We start from the raw sequence: 17745 nt of genomic DNA, 5'->3' as shown, positions 1-17745 counted from the left end.
GTCCCCACCCTGTCCCCGCGGCCCCGTCTGTCGGATTTCTTCCAGGGGGTGGGAGTGCTCGGCCGCGCCTTCCGGCTGATCTTCCGCTCGCGCCGCCTCTTCCTCCTGTCCAGCCTGTGCGCGGCCCTCACCGCCGTCGCCCTGGTGGGGCTGGCCGTGCTCCTCTACCGCTACGCCCCCGGCCTCCTGGAGTCCGTGTGGGCACGGCCCGAGTCCTGGGTCGGCCGCGCCGGCTGGTACATCGCGCTCGTTCTGGGCGGGCTGGTCGCCTGGGGGGTGGGCGCCAACGTGGTGCCCCCCCTGCTGCTGACGCCGCTGCAGGACCCGCTGTCGGAGGCCACCGAAGCCGAGTGTGCGCAAACGGACGCCGTGCTCTCCCCCGCCTCCTTCCTGCGGGGGATGACGACAGGGCTGTTGCACACGCTCGCCCGCATGGCGCTGCTGTTCCTGGGGCTGGCGGTGCTCCTTCCGCTGAACTTCGTGCCGGGCCTGGGCAGCATCGCGTTCACCGTGCTGGCCAGCGTGTGGACCATGCTCTGGATGGCGGCGGAGCACCTGGCCGCGCCCATGACGCGCCACCTGTACCCCTTCGCCCAGGTGCGCCGCATGCTGCGCGAGCGCCGGGCCCTCTGCCTGGGCTTCGGCGCGGGCGTCTACCTGCTGCTCTGGGTGCCGATCCTCAACACCTTCTTCCTCCCGGTGGCCGTCGTCGGGGGCACCCTGCTGTACCGGGGCCTGCGGGAGGCCGGGGACCTGCCCCCGCCGCCGGATGCGTCAGGACCCGGGAGCCTGTCGTCCGGTGGCCGGCTGGAAGCGAAATAAAGCGGGAGGCCGGGTGTCCGTACGGACAGGGCACCCGGGAACGCATTGCCTGCGGCAGACGTTCTCGGACGCTAGTGACAAGGCCACGCCTTGAAGCACCTGGAAGCCGTGATTAGGCTTGCCCGGCCGCTGCCAGGTCCCTTGGCACCCGTCGAACCGTTCGGATTCACAGGGCTTTTCACGCATCACCCGGGGCGCCATGCGCGCCCCAGCTGGGATGAACCGCATGCCGCGTATCTTCCGCCGCATCACCGCCGTCGCCGTTCTGTTGGGGGCCTGGGCATTCGCAGGCAGTGACCGTGCGCCCCTCCCGCTCACCGTGGGAGCGGCGGAGGCGGGGCAGGACTCCTGGGACGGCGCGCTGCCGTCCGCCAGCAAGAGCGAGAAGGCCCCTCACGACCTCAACAGCCTCCGCGTCCTGACGAAGGTCATCCTCTACGTGAAGGAGAACTACGTCGACCCCAAGCGGGTGAAGCCCAAGGAGATGATGATCGCCTCCCTGGAGTACGTGGAGAAGAGCGTCCCGGACGTGCTCGTGGACGGCAACCCGGAGACGGGCAAGCTCAACGTCAACGTCAACGGCAAGCAGAAGGAGTTCGACATCTCCCACGTCGACTCCCTGTGGAAGATGTCCTTCGCGCTGAAGGACGTGTTCGACTTCCTGTCGAAGAACATGCGTCCCATCGAGGAGACGCGCGACATCGAGTACGCGGCCGTCAACGGCATGCTCTCCACGCTGGATCCGCACTCGGTGCTGCTGCGCCCGGAGCTGTACCGGGAGATGAAGCTGTCCACCAAGGGTGAGTTCGGCGGCCTGGGCTTCGTCATCCAGATGAAGGAGGGCAACCTCACCGTGGTGAAGGTGCTGCCCAAGACGCCCGCCGCGCGCGCCGGCATCCAGAAGGACGACCGCATCAAGAAGATTGGTGAGGAGTCCACCGTCAACATGGACCTCAACGAGGCCGTGTCCAAGCTGCGCGGTCCGGTGGACAGCCGCATCACCATCACCGTGGAGCGCGACGGCTGGGACAAGCCCCGCAACATGACGGTGGCGCGCGCCATGATTTCGATTGAGTCCGTGCAGCACAAGCTGCTCGCGGGCGGCGTGGGCTACGTGCGCCTGAAGAACTTCCAGGGCAACACCACGCGCGACCTGGAGTCCGCGCTGGCGGACATCCGCAAGCAGGCGGAGGCCAAGGGCGGCTTCAAGGGCCTCGTCCTCGACCTGCGCGGCAACCCGGGCGGCCTGCTGGAGCAGGCCATCCAGGTGTCGGACACGTTCCTGTCCAAGGGCACCATCGTCGCGACGGTGGGCTTCAGCGACAAGCTGCGCGAGGAGAAGCGCGCGCGTCCCACGGAGGGCGAGGAGAACTACCCCATCGCGGTGCTGGTGAACGCGGGCAGCGCCTCGGCGTCTGAAATCGTCGCGGGCGCGCTCAAGAACCTGGACCGCGCGGTCATCATCGGCCGCCAGACGTTCGGCAAGGGCAGCGTGCAGGTGCTCTACGACTTCCCGGACGACAGCGCGCTCAAGCTGACCATCGCCAAGTACCTCACCCCGGGCGACGTCTCCATCCAGGAGGTCGGCATCGTGCCGGACATCCAGCTGGTGCCGACGCGCGTCACCGCGGACCGGGTGGACGTGTTCGCGCCCCGCAAGTCCATGGGTGAGGCGGACCTGGATCAGCACTTCGGCAACCCGGAGTCCGCGACCATCGCCAAGAAGCGCGAAGAGGTGCTGGACCGCGAGAAGCCGGGCACCAGCCTCAAGTACCTGAAGGTGGACGAGAAGGCCGTCCAGGCCGCCGCCAAGAAGGAAGAGCCCAAGGAGAAGGTCGCCGCCAAGCCGGGCACCAAGGACAAGAAGGAGCACGGCGAGAATGATCCGCTCCTGGACGTGGACGTGGCCGGCCAGGGCGAGGACCTGGACGACCAGCTGGACGCGGAGTCCCAGGAGGAGATCAAGGAGGACTTCGAGGTCCAGTTCGCCCGCGACTTCGTGCTGAAGGTGCCGGCGGTGAAGCGCGCCGAGCAGATCCGCCAGGGCAAGGCCTTCGTGGAGCAGAAGCGCAACGAGGAGGAGCAGCGCATCAACAACGCCATCGCCGCGCTCGGCCTGGACTGGAGCCCTGGTCCCACGCCGAAGAACGTGCAGCTGGACGCCAGCTTCTCCCCGGGCAACGACGCGAAGATCGCCGCCGGCGAGCAGCTGGACATGGTCATCAACGTGGAGAACAAGGGCACGGAGCCGCTCAAGCGCGTGCGTGGCTGGACGGAGAGCGACAACGCGTTCCTCGACCGCCGCGAGTTCCTCTTCGGCGCCCTCGCCCCGGGTGAGAAGAAGTCCTGGAAGGTGCAGGTGCGCCTGCCCAAGGACCTCACCAGCCGCCGCGACGACGTGAAGGTGAAGCTGTTCGACGACAACGGCGCCCTGCGCGACACCCTGGTGTCGGAGCTGTCCTTCGTGGAGCTGCCCCGCCCCACGTTCGCCTTCAACTGGCAGGTGGTGGATGACTGCGCCGAGTGCAACGGCGACGGCGCCGTGCAGCGCGGCGAGGACGTCACGGTGGTGATGGACGTCACCAACACGGGCGTGGGCGCGGCGCTGGACTCGTTCGCGCAGATCAAGAACGGCGGCGACGCGAACATCTTCATCGAGAAGGGCCGCTTCAAACTGGGAGAGATCAAGCCCGGTGAGACGAAGACGGCGCGCTTCCAGGTGTCGCTGAAGAAGGGCTTCAAGGGCGACACCTTCCCGCTGAAGCTGGCCATCCTCGACGAGCCCCTGGAGGAGTTCGTCCTGGAGAAGCTCCAGCTGCCCGTGAAGGACGGCCCCGTGGCCCCGCTGGAGGCGAAGAAGGGCCTGGTGAAGCTGTCGGACAAGGCGGAGCTGTTCGCTTCCCCCACCGCGGACGCGCGTCCGGTGGCGAAGCTGCCGCAGGGTGCGACGCTGGCCCTGGAGGCCGTCACCAAGGGCTACTACAAGGTCGCGCTGGAGAAGGACCGCTTCGCCTTCGTTCGCACGCAGGACGCGAAGGAAGTGAAGACCGGCAAGGCCGCGGCGCCCAAGACGGTGGCGTTCACCACGACGCACCAGCCGCCGGACATCAAGCTGGACGTGGATCCGTCCCACGGCGGCGTGGTGGTGAACGGCGACAAGTTCACCCTCTCCGGCGCGGTGAAGGACCCCAACGGCCTGCTGGACGTCTACGTGCTGGTCAACGACCAGAAGGTCTACTTCAAGGCCGTGGACCCCAAGGGCGGCGAGCCCAACACGCTGAAGTTCACCTCCGACTTCAACCTCAAGGAGGGCAACAACAACGTGCTGGTGGTGGCCCGTGAGAGCTCCGAGTTCGCCAGCCGCCGCACCCTGGTCATCCGCCGCCGTCCGGCGGAGGTGGCGCAGAAGGTGACGACGCCCGCCGCCGCGGCCACCACCCCGGTGAAGCCGCGCCAGCAGTAGTCGTCGTCCCGGGCTTCCGGGCACGTTTCCGGAGCGCCTGACCCACGGGCGGCTCGCTTCCAGCGGACGTCCCCCTTCCAACGGGGGCGTTTCCCTGGAGGAGGGCCGCCCGTTTTGTTGACGCTTCACCGAGGGCCGATTTAGGGTCCGCCCAAGGTGGGCGCCCGCTTGGCCGGCACGCGTCCCGGAGGCGTGATTCCCCCATGCGGACGTTCAGTCGGTGGCTCGTGCTCGCGACGGCGCTGTCCGGGGCCGCGGCCCATGCGGACGACAACGACCTGTCGATTTCCCGCTTCGGCGTCCAGAGCCGGGGTGCCACTCCGGTCATCACCAACACGGAGTTCGCCGAAGCCAGCGCGAACTTCCGCGCCTTCGCGCGCACGTTCGGCGCGGTGATGACGTCCGCGAACCTGATGCCTCCGCGCACGACGGGGCACTCCGGCTACGCGTTCAACGCGGAGCTGTCCGTGGTGTCGCTGCCGAGCGACGTGGAGCTGCCCACGGAGAAGGAACAGCCGGGCTCCATGCTGGTGCCGTCGCTCCACGTGCGCAAGGGCCTGCCCTTCTCACTGGAGCTGGGCGGGCGCGTGGGCTGGATTGAGAAGAGCAGCATGGTGACGGCCACGGGCGAGGTGAAGTGGGCCGTCAACGAGGGCTTCACGTACCTGCCGGACGTGGGCCTGCGCCTGCACGTGACGAAGCTGTTCGGCGCGCACAACCTGGACCTGACCACCACGGGCCTGGACATCGGCGTGGGCAAGCAGTTCCCGCTGGGCGGCATGGTGACGCTGACGCCCTACGGTGGCCTGGACCTCAACTTCGTCAGCGCCACCACGCGCACGCTGGACTTCGACCCCAGCCGCACCGTGGCGGACACGGAGGGCAACGATTCGCGCGACGCGCTGACCAACACCGCGCCGTACTCGCGGGTGAACGCGGGCGACAACCTCACCCCGCGCTTCTACGCGGGCGCGCGCTTCATTGGCGGCGTGCTGCAGCTGGGCGCGGAGATTTCGCTCACCAACCTGGGCAGCTTCGACCAGGAGGGCGCCGGCAGCCGCGACCTGCCCTCCGTCTTCGCCGTCAACACCACGCTGGGCCTGGACTTCTAGTCAGCGCAGGGCCTCGCGCACGCGGCCCGGGCGGTTGGTGATGAGGTAGGACACCCCCAGGTCCCGCAGCACGCGGGCTCGCTGGGGGTCATCCACCGTCCACGCCGCCACGCGCAGCCCGGCGTCATTCCACGCAGCCACCCGCTCCGGCGTGCACGCCTCGTGGAAGGGGTGCACCGAGTGCGAGGACACCAGCGGGCTCAGCGCGTACGCCTGCAGCGCCCAGGGCTTGTCCGGGTCGATGAGGAAGCCCCGGCGCAGCGTGGGCGCCACCGCCGCCAGCCGGAAGAGGCAGAGCGGGTTGAAGCTGGACACCACCACGCGGCTCGCCAGGTCACGCTCGCCCAGGAGCCGGGCCACGCCCGCCGCCAGGCCGCCGTCGTCGAAGCGGTCGCACTTCAGCTCGATGTTGATGAGGAAGTGCTCCGGCAGCGCGTCCAGCACCTCCTCCAGGAGAGGGATGCGCGCGGGGGCGAACCCCAGGCGCGTGCCCACGTCCGCCCGGGAGAGCTTCCACCAGGGCGTGGTGCGCACCTCCCAGGGCTGTCCGGCCAAGCGGTCCAGGTGCTCGTCGTGGCAGACGACCACTTCACCGGAGCCGCACACCATGGCGTCCAGCTCCACGCCGTCCGCGCCCTGGCGCACGGCCTCCGCGAAGGCCTCCAGGGTGTTCTCGGGGGCGTCGGCGCTGGCACCACGGTGAGCAAGCAGGAGCATGGGCTCGCAGTGTGCGCTGGAACGGCCCGCTGGCGCAGCGTTGTCGCCGGACAGGCGTCCGGGGGTGGACGCGGGCGCAACTTGCCTCGCGGGTGGGTTTATTGCAGTGTCCAAAGCATGCTGGGCCTCGGAGAATTCATCGTCCTCGGCTTCATCCTGCTGGTGGTCTTCTCGGCCGCCCGGATGGGGCAGTTGGGCAACGCGGTGGGCAAGTTCGTCTACTCCTTCCGCAAGGCGTCGCGCGGCGACGACCTGGTGGACGTGAAGCACCTGCCCCACTCGCGCCGGGGCAGCAGCGACGCGGACTTCACCGAAGGTCCCCACAAGGACCGCCGCTCCTAGAACTCCTCCCCCGTCGGGAGCACCAGCGGACCGGGCGGGCTGCCGGGCGCTGGCGCCAGGAGCAGGCGCGCGGCCTGCTGCCTCAGGGCGGGGAGCAGCCCCGCGTCCTCCACCATCTCGCGAAGGTCGGAGGTGGTGAGCAGCGGCACCAGCTTCGCGCCCACCTCTGGCGGCAGGTACGGGTTGAAGGCCAGCGCGCGGCGCACCTTGTGGCGCACGGACCAGCGCGGCGACTTCCAGATTTCGACGAGCGGTTCCGGACGCGCGGGCCTGCGCGCCGCGATGCGCACCACCAGGTCCTCGGTGAGGCGCGGGTTGATCAGCACGTTGCGCAGCACGGCCGGGTTGCTGACGGTGGCCAGGCGCGACAGCACGTCCGGGTCGCGCGTGAGGCGGGCCTGCTGCTTCAGGTGGCCCAGGGACTGGTTGGCGGCGAGCGCATCCGCGCGGGCGGCGGCGTCCGCGTCCAGCTCCTTGCGCGCGGGGCCCTGGGCGAAGAGGTCCGCCACCGCCTCCAGCGACTGCACGTGGGCCATGCGCCGGAGCGCGACCAGGTGGGGGATGTGCTCGGCTTCCTGGTCCAACGCGGCCAGGAAGTCCGACAGCACGCAGGTGGCGGGGGCCTGCCCCGCGCGGGACAGCGACAGCAGGTGGCCAATGAGCTCGTTCGTGTCGAACGGCTCACGCCGGGCCAGCTCTCGCGCGGCGGCCTTGCGGCGCACGGTGGCGCCTCCGCCCAGGGCGTGCAGGTTGCGCGCGAGCGCGCGGGCCTCCTCCAGCGTGGACATGACAGCTCAGCCTCCCGTGCGGTCGGCGGTGGGTTCGGAGGGGATGGGCTCCAGCGTCACCTCCAACCGGAAGCCTCCGAGGTCCGCGGGGAACTCCTGGAACATCACCAGGAAGGGCACCTTGCCGCCCGGCGGGACCGGGAGGGAGGCCGCGTCCATGCGCTGGCGGAGCGCGGTGGCGGCCTCGCGGGTGGTGACGGCGTGGAGCTCCTCCGGCGTGGCGAGCGCGCCCGCGAGCCCTTCCGCCGAGCGCACCCGCTGGTCGCCGTCGAAGAGGGCGGCGCGCACGCGCACGGCCGCGGCGGCGCCGGTGCGGTTCTCCGCCTCGCCGCGCACGACGAAGAGCATGCGGCCGTCGCGCGTTTCGTAGAGGCCGTTGGACACGTCGCTCGCGATGAACGGGCGCGACGCGGGCAGCACCAGCGTGCGCAGCCGGTCCGGGGACAGCGTGGACGCATCCACCTTGCCGTCGCGCAGGTACACGGTGCCCAGCGCGCCCAGGGCCACCACCAGCGCGGTGGCGATGGTGAGGTTGAGGACCAGCCCCGTCACCTTCCGCGCGCGGCCAGGAAGCCGGCGCTGGGGCATGCCCACGTCTTCCATCCGGGCGGAGGGCTTGGCCACGGTGACGGCGGGACCCGAGCGCATGTTGGCCAGGTCCACCACCTCGCGGCGGGGCGTGGTGATCTTGAACGGGTCGCCGTCGTCGTACGCCGGCACGTCGCTCAACAACGAGATGCCGCCGGGCTCCTCCGCGCCTGCGTCCGCGGGCACGTCCCCCAGCAGCGCGGCGCGGCCGGTGTCCGAGGCGGCCATCCCCTCCTCGCCGGAAGCTCCCGCGCCGGAGAAGTCGAACAGGTCGCTCATCGGCTCCGGGCTGGACCCGGAGTCCATGGGTGCGGCGGACAGGTCCGGCGACGGAGCGGCCATGTCGAGGGACGCGAACGGATCATCGCTCTCGAAGCCCGGCGAGGCCACCGCCGTGGCTCCGCTCGGCGAGGGTGCCACGGCCACGTTCGCGGCATGGCGCAGGGACGCCGCGTCCGGGGCCGCGGGAGCGTCGATGGAGAAGTCGAAGAGCGGATCCGGCGCGAGGTCCGTCGAACCAGCGGCGGCAAGGCCCGGGGAGGCCACGGGCGCACCACCCGGGCGCGGAGCCCCACCGGGTCCGGCAGGCGCAACCGCGCGAGCCGGGCCCACGCCTGAGGGAGCAGCGCCCCGGGCCGGGGAGCCCCCTGGAGCCGCGGGCATGGCGGCGCGCACCGGAGCAGCCGCCGCACGGGCCGCGGGAGCCGGAGGCGACACGGGCCCCGGCGCGGACGAATCCATCCCCGGGAAGTCAGCCAGGCCCAGGAATGACGCCTCATCCGCCACCGCGGAGGGGGCAGCAACCACGGCGCCAGCACCGGGAGCCACCGGCCGCATCCCAGCGGCCCCAGCCCCCGGAGGCGCCGAAGCAATCACCGCCGGACGGGGGGCCGGTGCGGAAGGCCCCGGTCCGCCTGGCACCACGGCAGCCGGACGGGCTGGAGCCGCAGGCCCCACCGCGAACGCACCGGGAGGAGCGGCACGAGCGGCGGGCGGCGCGAAAGCCCCCGGAGGCACCGGGCGAGGAGCCGCCGCCGGAGCCGCCACGGGCCGGGGAGCCGCCACCGGAGCAGCGGGCACGGGCGCGGGCGCATCCGACATGAAGTCCGCGAACGGATCCTCCATGTCCAACCCGGCCAGGTTCGTGGGTGATGCCAGCGGGGCCGCCGCGGGCCGCCGGGACGCGACGCCCGGAACCGGCGTGGGCGGGTCGAACGGCATCATCGCTCCCCCGGCGCCCGGCGTGGCAGGGGTCCGGACGGGAGCCGCCTGCGGGGCGTCCACGTCGATGTCCACGTCCACGTCACCCCAGGTCTTGACCGGGGACTTCACCGCGGGTGCACCGGGCGCGTAGTACGCGGCGCCGGGCCGGGTGACCTCCCCGGTGGGCTCCGGGGCTTCGCCGAACGCCTGGAACGGGTCCGCCTGCTCGCCCGTGGGGACGGCTGGCGGAGGGGCGCTCAAGGCCGGCGCGGGCTCACGCGCCACCCGGAAGGTGTTCTGACATTTGGTGCAGCGGACCTTGACCCCTTTTTCCGTCACCTTCTCGTCGGGGATCTTGAACCGCGTCTGGCACTGTTCACACTGGACGATCATGGGGTCGGGTCGGGGGACTCGAAGCATAGGCCCACCCGGCAACCACGGCGAGTCGGACCCGGGCAACTTGCTCGCTTCCAACCCCTTTGATACGAGGTTCGCCCCTTTGGAAATCAGGTAGTAAACCAGTAAATGCCAAGGCGCAGCCGGGGTCGGAGACGACAGACATGAGCGAGGCCGAGCAAGCAAACGCTCCTAGCAGCAGCAAGGAGCCGAAGATCATCAAGCGCTACACGAACCGGAAGCTCTACGACACCGTGGAGAGCCGGTACGTCACGCTCGATGAGATCGCCGCGATGATCAAGGAGGGCACCGAGGTGCGGATTGTTGACAACCGCACGAAGGAAGACCTGACCTCCGTCACCCTCGCGCAGATCATCTTCGAAGAGGAGAAGAAGAAGAACCAGATGCCGCTGTCGGTGCTGCGGGAGATCATCCGCCACCCTGGCGAGTCCATCTCCGGGTTCATCCAGAAGGAGGTCACGCCGCGCGTGGCCTCCATCCGCGAGGAGGCCGAGCAGCGGCTGGACAAGCTGCTGCGCCGCGAGGACGGCAGCCCGCAGGAGGCCACCCCGGACGCCGCCGCCACCGCGCCCGCGCCCCAGGCGGAGGCCGCCGCGGCGAGCCTCAACCCGGCGGAGCTGCTCAAGGCCAGCCAGCGCGCCTTCGAGGACTTCCAGCGCCGCATCGACGAGCGCGTGAAGCAGGTCGTGGAGAACCTCACCGGCAACCTCCCCGCCCTGGGCCGCGACATGCAGGCGCTCTCGCAGCGGCTGGAGGAGCTGGAGAAGAAGCTCGACGCCGTGGAGAAGGGCGACAAGAAGGACCCCAGCGCTTCCTGAAGCGCCGGTCCCCTTGAGGCACGTGGCGCCCGTGAGGAAGCGGGCGCCTGGCGCTTCAGGCCACCTTCGGCTTGGCCCGCTTCCGCTTCGCCGGAGGGGAAGCGCCGTCAATCTCCGCCGCGATGGCCGCGAGCATCCGCGCCCCCGGGCTCTGGGGCGCGTACTCCCAGATGGTCTTCCCGTGGCTCTGCGCCTCGTCCACCTTGACGCTGTAGCCCAGCGGCGTGGCGGCGAGCGCGTCGGGGAAGTAAGCCCGCAGGCGCTCCAGGATGGCCGTGGCCAGCGCCGTCTTGCGGTACAGCGTGGGCACCACCTTGGTGACGCGTAGATCCTGGCGCCCCTCCGCCTCGCCCACCTGGCGCACCGTCTCCGCCAGCTCCGCGCACCCGTCCAGCGCCAGGTACGTCAGCGCCACCGGCACCACCACCTCCGTGGCCGCCACCAGGATGTTGCGCGTGGTGAGCCCCATGGACGGAGGCGCGTCGAACAGCACCACGTCGTAGCCCGCGGCTTCCGCCTCCCGCATGCGGTCCGCCAGCCGGTGCGCGCGCCGCGGGTCCTGCGCCACCACGACCGGGAACTCCGCCATCTCCTTGTACGCGGGCACCACGTCCAGCCCGGGCACGCCCGTGGGCCGCACCACGGCGGGAAGGGACACCTGCGCGTCGGTGAGCAGGTGGAAGACGTTGCGCGGCAGCGTGCGCACGTCCAACCCCAGTGACTTGCCCGCGTGGCCCTGCGTGTCCAGGTCCACCAGCAACACCCGGCGGCGCTGCTCCAACGCGAGCCACGCGGCGGTGTTCACCGCGAGCGTCGTCTTGCAGGTGCCGCCCTTCTCGTTGATGAACGCGATGCGCCGCATGGCTCCTCCTCCGGGCTCCGAGGACGCAAAAAAGGACGCGCGCCCTACTTCTTCTTCGAGGACGTGTTCGACACGAGCGTGTCCACCTTGCCCTCGACGGACGCGAGCAGCCGCTCCAGGTCGTCCACCTTCGAGCGCAGCTGCTCCAGGTCCGCCGTGGACGGCAGGTTCATGGCGGACAGCGCCGTGCGCAGCGCGGCGTCCAGCGTGCCCTTCGCCGCGAGCGAGCGGGACACCAGCCCCTGCACCGCCGCCACGAACTTCTCGTTGGAGAGCAGCTGCTGCGCGAGCTTGCCCACGCGCTCCTCGCCCGTCTCCACGAGCTTCTTCATCACCGGGTTGTTCTTCAGCATGGTCTTGGAACCGTTCAGGTCCGGCCCACCGCGGGACAGGCACAGGGCCGTCGGGACAGGCGGGACGTCAGGAAGAGGACGCCGCACTCTGGGAGGGGCCAACGCGACGTGTCAAGCAGGGGAACAATGGGGATTTCTCCTCGTGGACTCTCGTTGACTCTCCGGGAGGCCATCCCTACGGTTCGCGCGCCCTCTATGGCCGGACTGCTCGACAAACGCCTGTGGATCGTCTCTGGCAAGGGGGGCGTGGGGAAGACGACCGTCGCCGCCGCCCTGGCCCTCGCCTCGGTGCGCGCGGGCCGGCGCACCCTGGTGTGTGAAGTGAACACCCAGGAGCGCGTCAGCCGCTTCCTCGAACTGCCCGAAGCGGGCCCGGAGGTGAAGCTCTTGGAGGAGAACCTCTGGGCGGTGACCGTGCGCCCCCACGAGGCCATGCGCGAGTACGGCCTGATGGTCCTGCGCTTCGAGACCCTCTACAAGACGGTCTTCGAGAACCGGCTGGTGCGCTACTTCCTGCGCTTCATCCCGTCACTCCAGGAGCTGGTGCTGCTGGGGAAGATCCTCTTCCACCTCCAGGAGAAGCTGCCGGACGGCCGCTGGAAGTACGACACGCTGGTGCTGGACGCGCCCGCCACCGGCCACGCCATCTCCTTCCTGAGCGTGCCGCAGGTGCTGCTGCAGACGGTGCCGCCGGGGCCCATGACGCGCGAGGCGCTGAAGATGCGCGACCTCCTGGTGGACCCCTCCGTCACCGCCGCGGTGCTGGTGGCGCTGCCGGAGGAGATGCCGGTGAACGAGGCCCTGGAGCTGCACGGCGCGCTGCGGGACAAGGTGCACATCCGCACGCACGCGGCGGTGCTCAACCAGGCCTTCCCCCAGCGCTTCACGGAAGCGGACCTGGAGGCGCTCGCGGGCCATCCGGAACTGCGCCGCGTGGCCCAGGCGCACCATGACCGCGCGTCGCAGGCGGTGCTCGCGGGCACGAAGCTGGAGCGCAACCTCCACGCGCCGGTGTACACGGTGCCCAGGCTGTTCGTGCCGCGCTTCGGTCGCGACGCGGTGGAGACGGTGATGGGGCACCTGGACGCGATGGTGAAGGGAGGCACGGGAGCATGACGGCGCTGCAAGCGGCGCTCGCGAACAAGCGCGTGCTCATCTGCGTGGGCTCTGGCGGCGTGGGCAAGACGACGGTGGCGGCGACGCTCGCGCTGCGCGCGGCGGTGGATGGCCGCCCCAGCATCGTGTGCACCATCGACCCGGCGAAGCGCCTGGCCAATTCGCTGGGCCTGTCCGGCCTGGGCAACACGGAGGCGGAGGTCCCCGCGTCGGTGCTGGAGCCGCTGGGCGTGAGGCCCAAGGCCGCCCTGCACGCGATGATGCTGGACATGAAGGCCACCTGGGATGACCTCATCACCCGCGTGGCCCCGCCGGAGCAGCGCGAGCGCATCTTCGCCAACCGCTTCTACCAGTCCCTCTCCACGGCCCTGGCGGGCAGCCAGGAATACATCGCCATGGAGAAGGTCTGGGACCTGCGCCGCAGCAGCGACTACGAGCTGGTGGTCCTGGACACGCCGCCCACCGCGCACGCGCTGGACTTCCTGGACGCGCCCAACCGCGTGCTGGACTTCCTGGACAACGAGGCGGCCAAGTGGCTCCTCACGCCCGCGCTGAGGGCGGGCAAGGTGGGCCTGTCCCTCTTCAACCTGGGCGGCAGCTACGTGACGCGCGCGCTGTCGCGCTTCACCGGCACGGAGATGCTCCAGGAGCTGTCCTCCTTCATGGTGACGCTCTCCTCCATGAACGAGGGCTTCCGCGAGCGCGCCCGCGGCGTGCGCGAGCTCCTGGAGGACAAGACGACGGGGTTCGTGCTGGTGACGAGCCCCAACCCGGAGCGGCTGGACGAGGCCATCCACTTCCACAAGCTGCTCCAGCAGAACCGCATGGAGATGACGGCCATCGTGGTGAACCGCGTGCACCCGCTGCCCACCCCGGCGCAGTGGGAGGACGCGGCCACGCTGACGCCCACCCGGCGCGCGAAGGTGGAGGAGACGCTGCGCGAAACCCAGGTGCTGGCGCAGCAGGACCTGGAGGGCCTGGCGCAGCTGCGCGCGGCCTGTCCGGGCACGCCCCTCATCCAGGTGCCCCGCTTCGGGCTGGACGTGCACGACCTCACCGCGCTGTGGGGCACCGGCCGCTACCTCCTGGGCGACGACGTCCTGGCCTGAGTCCCCTCCCCCACCCCGCGTGACACGCCGTGGCCGCCGGGCATTTCCGGCGTGCGGCGGCGTTCATGCCGGGCAGGCGGCCAACAGAGCACCGGAGGCCTGTCCGCATTAGACTGGCGGGCCCCGGCGGCGGTCCGGGAAAGCCATCCGGGGAACCTGGCGGGTCTCCGGGGTGTCGATGTCCGGGGCCGCACCGGGTGACGTGGGTGTCCGGATGGGAGCAGGTGCATGCACGGCAGGAAGCGGATGGATGCAGCCGGAGTCGCCCGGCGGTGGCTGTGGGTGGGCGTGCTGGGCCTGGGCCTGACGCTCACGGGCTGCCACACCACGGGCGCGGCGGTGAAGCCGGACGCCACGGCGAACAAGCAGGTCGTGGAGTTCGACCCCGTCACGGTGACGGCGGACCTGGAGCTGGACAAGCTCAACGACGAGGAGCTCTTCGCGGGCGGCACCTCCGCCTTCGCCGCCAACGACTTCAAGCAGGCGGCGCGCTACTTCGGCCGGCTCGCGGACTTCCACCCCAACAGCCCGCACCGCCGGCAGGCCCTCTACAACGCGGGCCTATCGCACCAGCGCCTCAAGGAATGGGACGACGCCTACGGGCGCTTCTCCGACCTGGCGGAGCCGGAGAAGGGTCAGGGCGACGCGCTGGAAGCCTCCTTCCGCGTGGCGGAGACGCTCTACCACCTGGAGCGCTACGAGGAGGCGGTGAAGCTGTTGACCGTGCTGGCCGCGCGCGAGGACCTGCCCGCGGGCCGCCGCATCGAGGCCCAGGTGCAGCAGGGCATCTGCCAGGTGGAGGCCGGCCGCACCGACGACGCGGAAGGGACGCTGCGCAAGGCGCTGTCCGCGTATGACGCCCTGCCGGACAAGGCGGAGGTGGAGGACTACTTCCCCGCGCAGGCGCACTTCTTCGTCGGGGAGATCTACCGGCTGCACTACGAGGCCGTGAAGCTGGAGGCCAGCCGGGGCAGCGACGGGCTGGCGCAGGACCTCAACTACAAGGCGGAGCTGCTCCTGTCCGCGCAGGGCCACTACCTGCGCTCCATCCGCGTGGGCAACGGCTACTGGGCCACCGCCGCGGGCGCGCAGATTGGCGCCCTGTACGAGAACCTCTACGAGCACATGGTGAACTCGCCCACGCCCCCGGAGCTCAACGCCGAGGAAGCGGACGTCTACCGCCAGGAGCTGCGCAAGAAGATCCGCGTGCTGCTCACCAAGTCCATCAACATCTACGAGCGCACGCTGGAGGCCGCCGAGCGCATCGGTTCGCAGAGCGCCTTCGTGGACCGCACCCGCCAGAGCCTGGAGAAGGTGAAGACGCTCCTGCTCGCGGACGCGGACACGGAATCGCAAGAGGTCTCCGTCCCCATGCCCGCCTCCAGCGCGGGCGCGAAGCACCGCTGAGCCTTCCCCCGGCCATGGAACCGCTCTTCACCCCGGAGCAGCTCGCCGACATTCACGCCTACCACCAGCCCTATTACCTCCGGGCCGCGGTGGAGCCGCTGGTGCGGCTGGCCCTGTCGGCGCTGATCCTCGCCGTGCTCGTGCGGCCCGTGTACCGGGGAGCCGCGGCCGCGGCGGCGGCGCTGGAGCGCAGGTTCGGCGGCGTCCTGCGCACGGCCCCGGTGAGCCGCGCCTTCTTCAGCGCCATGGACCGGCTGTGGGGCGAGCCCGGCTGGGGCACCGCCATCCTCTTCGCGCTCTTCATCGACCTGGCCACCCAGCTGCTCTACGCCCCCGCCAACGTCTATTTCTACTACGTGCTGGAGCACCAGTACGGCATGTCCAACGACACGCCCGCCACCTTCGCGTGGACGTGGTTCAAGGGCAGCCTCGTGGGCGCCATCGCCCTGACCGCGCTCGTGGTCGGACTGTACGGACTGGCCCGCCGCGTGCGCCGCTGGTGGCTGGTGCTGGGCGTGCCCGTGGCCCTGCTGATGCTGGTCTCCTCCGCCCTGGACCCGTACCGCGCCCGCCTCTACTTCGACCAGAGTCCCCTGCAGGAAGGGCCGCTGCGCTCCCGCATCACCGCGCTGATGGGGAAGGCGGACATCACCTTCTCCGACGTGGTGGTGGAGAAGACGTCCGTGACGTCCAAGCGCATCCAGGCGTACTTCGCTGGCCAGGGCCCCACGCGCACCATCGTCCTCAATGACGTCATCCTGCGGGAGCTCGCCGAGGACGAAGTCCTGGCCGCCGTGGCGCACGAGGCGGGCCACGTGAACGAGCCCCGCTGGCCCGGCCGCATCGCCTCCTCGCTGGCGGTGCTGGCCCTGCTCCTCCTCATCGACCAGTTGCTGCGCCTCTCCGCCCGCCGGGGCTGGTGGGGTGTCCAACGCGCGGGCGACATCCGCACCCTGCCGCTGGTGTCGCTCGTGGTGTTCCTCCTCATCACGCTCGCGGCCCCCGTGTCGGGAGCCATCTCCCGCGAGCGCGAGCGCGAAGCGGACCGCTACGGACTGAACCTCACCGGCGACCCGGGCGCCTTCCGCCGCATGCTGGTGAAGGCCGCCCGGGTGAACAAGATGGACCCCGAGCCTCCCCGCTGGGTCGTCCTCAAGGGCATGAGCCATCCGCCCATCGGGGAACGGCTGTCCGCGCTCGACGCGCCCTGAGCACGCTTCAAGAAGCCGCCGGTGGATGGGCCTCCACTCCACTCCCCCTCGCCATCCAGGCCCACCCTCCGGCCGGCCGCCCCCGGACCGCTCCCCAACTGTCCGGCGGCACATCCGTCTTGAAAACGTCTCCCTTCAGCACCCTCTCGCACGGGCCAGCGCGTTCCTGACGGCGGCCCTCGCGGAAGCAGCCCCCTACGTCGGCGGCGCGCCTTCCTTCAGCTTCTCCACCGCCACCAGGGTGATGGCCTTCACCAGGGCCTTCGCGCGGCGCCCCGCGGACGTCTCCCCATGCGGGTCCACCTCCACCGCGTTGGCGATGTCCGTGAAGCCCTGCCGCTCGCCCCGGCGCAGGTGCAGCTCGCCCCGGCCCGTGAGCGCCACGGGGTTGCGCGGATCACCCGACAGCGCGTGCGTGTACTCGGTGAGCGCGTCCTCCACCCTCCCGAGCTTCTGGTACACGGTGCCCAGCGCCGCGTGCGCCGCGGAGTCCTTCGGGTTCCCCTCCACGAGCCCCTCGAAGAGGATGCGCGCCTCCTCCAGCCGGCCCGCCGCCGCCAGGTCGCAGCCCACCTGCGCGATGGCCTTCGCCTCCTCGAAGGTCATCCCCTCCACCTCCGCCCAGGTCGTCTCCCCCCGCGCGAACGCCTTCAGCCTGCGCGCCGTTCCGGTCTCCATCCGCTGCTCCCCGCCGCCTTCGTGCTTGATGATGCGTCCCATGGCGGCCCTCACGCGCTGCGCAGGTTGGAGATGGCCGTCTTCGCCATCTCGTTGAACTTCGACGACATGTTGCTCATCAGGTCGAACATCGCCTTGCGCTTCTCCATCAGCGTCTGGAGGCGCAGCTCCAGCTCCTGCATGCTCGTGTCCAGCTTCGCGCCGCGCGCCTTGTCGGAGTCGCTGGTGCCCAGCGTGGCGCGCTCCTCGCGGGCGCTGGCCATCTCGTTCATCACGTCCAGCAGCTCCGAGTCGGTGTCCTCGGTGATGCCCATGAGCAGGGCCTGCACCTTCTGCTCGATGCTCATGTTCGGGTTGTCCACGATGTCCCGCGCCCGCGAACCGCCCGTGCTCCGGCCGCTGCCGCTCGACGACGAACCGCGCGGCAGCTTCCCCACCGCGTCCAGCTCCGCGTCCAGGTCCTGCCAGTTGGCGACGCCGTCCCGTCCGCCGCTCTCCGCCATCTCCAGGCGGTGGAAGTACTCCGGGTGGTCCTTGAAGAACTGCGCGGCGCGCTTGAGCGTGGGGGACGCCGCCGGGCTGTCCAGCACCGCCAGCAGGTTCGCCATCGTCAGCTTGCCGTCCTTCGTCCCCACCGCCGCGTCGAAGGTGTCCCAGTTCTGGTCCAGCACCTGGAGCGCGTCGGCGTACTCCGCGAGGTCCGGATCCAACGCCCCCGTGCTCCCGCCGCTCCCCGGCC

Annotated in this window: 15 protein-coding genes and 1 pseudogene; 9 read left to right on the top strand and 7 right to left on the bottom strand. The window is 70.6% G+C overall.

The features are described from left to right. From D7X32_RS35825 to D7X32_RS35815, 3 genes are all read left to right on the top strand, one after another. The coding region (locus D7X32_RS35825) for an EI24 domain-containing protein (RefSeq protein ID WP_120607034.1) at window positions 1-822 on the top strand (822 nt) is incomplete at its 5' end. A gap of 217 nt (window positions 823-1039) precedes the next feature. Beyond that, entirely contained in the window at window positions 1040-4285 is a 3246-nt protein-coding gene (locus D7X32_RS35820; protein ID WP_120607033.1) for an MXAN_5808 family serine peptidase, read from the top strand. A 203-nt stretch (window positions 4286-4488) separates the two neighbouring features. After that, window positions 4489-5397 (top strand): hypothetical protein, encoded by a 909-nt coding sequence (locus D7X32_RS35815; RefSeq protein WP_120607032.1) that lies wholly within the window; start codon window positions 4489-4491, stop codon window positions 5395-5397. Here the strand turns inward: D7X32_RS35815 and D7X32_RS35810 are convergent, their stop codons facing one another. After that, window positions 5398-6114: a glycerophosphodiester phosphodiesterase gene (locus D7X32_RS35810; protein ID WP_120607031.1), complete on the bottom strand. Its 717-nt coding sequence runs from the start codon at window positions 6112-6114 to the stop codon at window positions 5398-5400. 117 nt (window positions 6115-6231) lie between these two features. Here D7X32_RS35810 and D7X32_RS35805 point away from each other — a divergent pair, with 117 nt between their 5' ends. Beyond that, window positions 6232-6456, top strand: a complete 225-nt coding sequence (locus tag D7X32_RS35805; RefSeq protein WP_171448819.1) for a twin-arginine translocase TatA/TatE family subunit — start codon at window positions 6232-6234, stop codon at window positions 6454-6456. On the opposite strand, the gene D7X32_RS35800 is transcribed toward D7X32_RS35805, so the two are convergent. Together D7X32_RS35800 and D7X32_RS35795 are read right to left on the bottom strand one after the other, a co-directional pair. After that, entirely contained in the window at window positions 6453-7244 is a 792-nt protein-coding gene (locus D7X32_RS35800; protein ID WP_120607029.1) for a hypothetical protein, read from the bottom strand. The two genes, D7X32_RS35805 and D7X32_RS35800, sit on opposite strands and share 4 nt — an antisense overlap. Before the next feature lie 6 nt (window positions 7245-7250). Then, window positions 7251-9428, bottom strand: a complete 2178-nt coding sequence (locus D7X32_RS35795) for a zinc-ribbon domain-containing protein (protein WP_158625819.1) — start codon at window positions 9426-9428, stop codon at window positions 7251-7253. Between the two features lie 167 nt (window positions 9429-9595). On the opposite strand from D7X32_RS35795, the gene D7X32_RS35790 reads away from it, so the two are divergent. Next, on the top strand, window positions 9596-10270 hold the full coding sequence (locus D7X32_RS35790; protein ID WP_120607027.1) for a polyhydroxyalkanoate synthesis regulator DNA-binding domain-containing protein: 675 nt from the start codon (window positions 9596-9598) through the stop codon (window positions 10268-10270). A 55-nt stretch (window positions 10271-10325) separates the two neighbouring features. Here the strand turns inward: D7X32_RS35790 and D7X32_RS35785 are convergent, their stop codons facing one another. Together D7X32_RS35785 and D7X32_RS35780 are read right to left on the bottom strand one after the other, a co-directional pair. Next, a complete protein-coding gene (locus D7X32_RS35785) occupies window positions 10326-11132 on the bottom strand; it encodes a ParA family protein (protein WP_120607026.1) in 807 nt (268 codons plus the stop codon). A gap of 44 nt (window positions 11133-11176) precedes the next feature. Then, complete coding sequence (locus D7X32_RS35780) at window positions 11177-11485, bottom strand: hypothetical protein (RefSeq protein ID WP_120607025.1); 309 nt, start codon at window positions 11483-11485, stop codon at window positions 11177-11179. Window positions 11486-11680: 195 nt separating this feature from the next. On the opposite strand from D7X32_RS35780, the gene D7X32_RS35775 reads away from it, so the two are divergent. The 4 genes from D7X32_RS35775 (at window position 11681) to D7X32_RS35760 (ending at window position 16328) form a co-directional block, all read left to right on the top strand. Then, window positions 11681-12601, top strand: a complete 921-nt coding sequence (locus tag D7X32_RS35775) for an ArsA family ATPase (RefSeq protein ID WP_120607024.1) — start codon at window positions 11681-11683, stop codon at window positions 12599-12601. After that, on the top strand, window positions 12598-13710 hold the full coding sequence (locus D7X32_RS35770; protein WP_120607023.1) for an ArsA family ATPase: 1113 nt from the start codon (window positions 12598-12600) through the stop codon (window positions 13708-13710). The genes D7X32_RS35775 and D7X32_RS35770 overlap by 4 nt, the downstream gene beginning before the upstream one ends. 228 nt (window positions 13711-13938) lie before the next feature. Then, window positions 13939-15117, top strand: a complete 1179-nt coding sequence (locus D7X32_RS35765; protein ID WP_120607022.1) for a tetratricopeptide repeat protein — start codon at window positions 13939-13941, stop codon at window positions 15115-15117. Between the two features lie 14 nt (window positions 15118-15131). Then, window positions 15132-16328 carry a M48 family metalloprotease gene (locus D7X32_RS35760; protein WP_120607021.1) on the top strand — a complete coding sequence of 399 codons (1197 nt, stop codon included), beginning with the start codon at window positions 15132-15134 and terminating at the stop codon, window positions 16326-16328. Between the two features lie 195 nt (window positions 16329-16523). Here D7X32_RS35760 and D7X32_RS35755 read toward each other — a convergent pair whose 3' ends face one another. Both D7X32_RS35755 and D7X32_RS35750 read right to left on the bottom strand, forming a co-directional pair. Next, window positions 16524-17048, bottom strand: a complete 525-nt coding sequence (locus D7X32_RS35755) for a tetratricopeptide repeat protein (RefSeq protein WP_120607020.1) — start codon at window positions 17046-17048, stop codon at window positions 16524-16526. An 8-nt stretch (window positions 17049-17056) separates the two neighbouring features. Beyond that, window positions 17057-17745 (bottom strand): annotated as a pseudogene (locus tag D7X32_RS35750) (hypothetical protein); the annotation flags it as partial.

The sequence above is a fragment of the Corallococcus carmarthensis genome (genome assembly GCF_003611695.1).
Lineage (GTDB): Bacteria > Myxococcota > Myxococcia > Myxococcales > Myxococcaceae > Corallococcus > Corallococcus carmarthensis.
Note: the sequence above shows the minus strand (reverse complement) of the source record. Positions and strands in the feature narration are given on the sequence as shown.